This is a genomic window from uncultured Demequina sp. (assembly GCF_913055775.1).
GTDB lineage: Bacteria > Actinomycetota > Actinomycetes > Actinomycetales > Demequinaceae > Demequina.
Genome location: NZ_CAJXJX010000208.1, coordinates 1 through 2,041, shown reverse-complemented (window position 1 = coordinate 2,041; position 2,041 = coordinate 1). Strand labels below are relative to the sequence as shown.

The following is a 2,041-nucleotide window of genomic DNA, read 5'->3' as shown; positions in this document are numbered from 1 at the left end:
CCCTGCCGCACAGGCGGTTGAACTCGGTGGCCGAGTGGCACACCTCCACGGCGACGTCGTAGGCGACGGCGCCCTGCTTGACCAGGTCTGCCAGGTGCTTGTCCATCGCCTGCATGCCTTCGGCGGCACCCGCCTGCATGGACGTGTAGATCTGGTGCGTCTTGCCCTCGCGGATCAGGTTGCGGATCGCCGGCGTGGCGATCATGATCTCGCACGCCGCCGCACGGCCGGGGCCGTCGGCGCGGCGTACCAGGGTCTGGCACACGACGCCCTGGATCGCGGTCGCGAGCTGGGTGCGGATCTGCCCCTGCTGCTCTGCGGGGAACACGTCGATGATGCGGTCGATGGTCTGCGCGGCGTCCTGGGTGTGCAGGGTCGCGAACACCAGGTGGCCCGTCTCCGCGGCGGTCAGCGCGACCTGGATGGTCTCGAGGTCGCGCATCTCGCCGATCAGGATGATGTCCGGGTCCTGACGCAGCACGTGCCGCAGGGCGTTGCCGAACGAGTGCGTGTCCGTGCCGACCTCGCGCTGATTCACCAGCGAACGCTTGTGGCGGTGAAGGAACTCGATCGGGTCCTCGACCGTGACGATGTGCGCCTGGCGGTTGCGGTTGGCCATGTCGATCAGCGACGCGAGCGTGGTCGACTTGCCCGATCCCGTGGGTCCCGTCACCAGGACCAGACCGCGCTGCAGCGAAGCGAACTTCTCCACGGCGCCAGGGATGCCCAGCGACTCGAGGGCCTTGATCTCGTAGGGGATCACGCGGAACACGGCGCCCACGGCATCGCGCTGGCGGTACATGTTGACGCGGAAGCGCGACTCGCCCGGCATGGCGTGCGAGAAGTCGAGCTCGAGCGCCTCCTCGAACTTCTCGCGCTGCGCCTGCGTGAGCATCGTGTACAGCGAACGCTGGAGGCTGTCGGGCATGAGCTTGGCGTAGTCCGCCAGCGGCGACAGCTTGCCGTCGAGGCGCACCATGGGCGGCGAGCCCGCGGTCAGGTGCATGTCGGACGCGCCCATCTTCACCATCTGCCGCAGTGCGGTGTCGATGTCGATGTCCTCGTCGTGACGCTCCTGCGCCATGCCGATGCGCTGACCGGTGTGCGCGGGGCCTCCGGCAGGGCGGGAGGCGCCGGGTCCGGCCGCGCCCTGCACGGGCGACGCGGCGACAGGCTGGCGCACGGGGGCGGCAGAAGCCGCCTGCGGCGCCGCGGACTGCTGCGCGGGCGGCTGCGCGACCCGCTGCTGGGGCGGAACCGCAGCGCCAGGGTGACCCGGCGACATCGGCTGACCGGCCATCGGCTGGCCCGGGGCCGGGTGGCCCGGGTTCATGGGCTGACGCTGCGGAGCAGGCTGGCCACCGCCAAGCGGCTGTCCCTGCGGCGCGGGGTCGAAGGCCCCAGGGCGCTGGGCCTGAGGCTGCTGGCCGGGCTGCTGTTGCGGAGCCGGGTCGAAAGACGTCACGGCTGGTCTCCCCTCGTACTGAGCGCGATCGCACCCTGTATCGACATGATCTCCGTTGATCTGAACACTGGCGGCCTCACTTCACGACGCTGAGCAGCTCTTCGAGCGACGTCAGCCCCTCCACGGCCTTGGCCCATCCGTCCTCCATGAGCGTCTGCATGCCGTGCTCGCGCGCGGTCCTGCCGATCTCAGCGGAGGACGCCTGCGCGACGGCGAGGCGCTCGATGGGCTCGTTGATCTCCATGATCTCGTGCAGCGCGACGCGACCGCGGTAGCCGGTGTTCGAGCATCGGCTGCACCCCACGGGCCGCATCAGCGTGGGCAGCGACTCCCCCACCATCGACTGGATGATTGGCGGGAGCTGGTCCCGGGTGATCTCGTGGTCCTCGGCGCAGTGCTCGCACAGCCGGCGTGCCAGGCGCTGCGCGACCACGCAGTCGATGCCGGAACCCACGAGGAAGGGCTCGATGCCCATCTCGATGAGGCGGGTCATCGCGGACGGCGCATCGTTGGTGTGAAGGCTCGACAGCACCAGGTGACCGGTGAGCGCCGCCTCGATGGCGATCTGGGCCGTCT

2 protein-coding genes are annotated in these 2,041 nt (G+C 70.0%); both read right to left on the bottom strand.

Features of this window, described 5'->3' with window-relative positions:
• The coding region (locus QZ483_RS13565) for a PilT/PilU family type 4a pilus ATPase (protein ID WP_297084918.1) at positions 1 to 1,465 on the bottom strand (1,465 nt) is incomplete at its 3' end.
• 76 nt (positions 1,466 to 1,541) lie between these two features.
• On the bottom strand, positions 1,542 to 2,041 hold a 500-nt coding region (locus QZ483_RS13560), incomplete at its 5' end, for a GspE/PulE family protein (protein ID WP_297084916.1).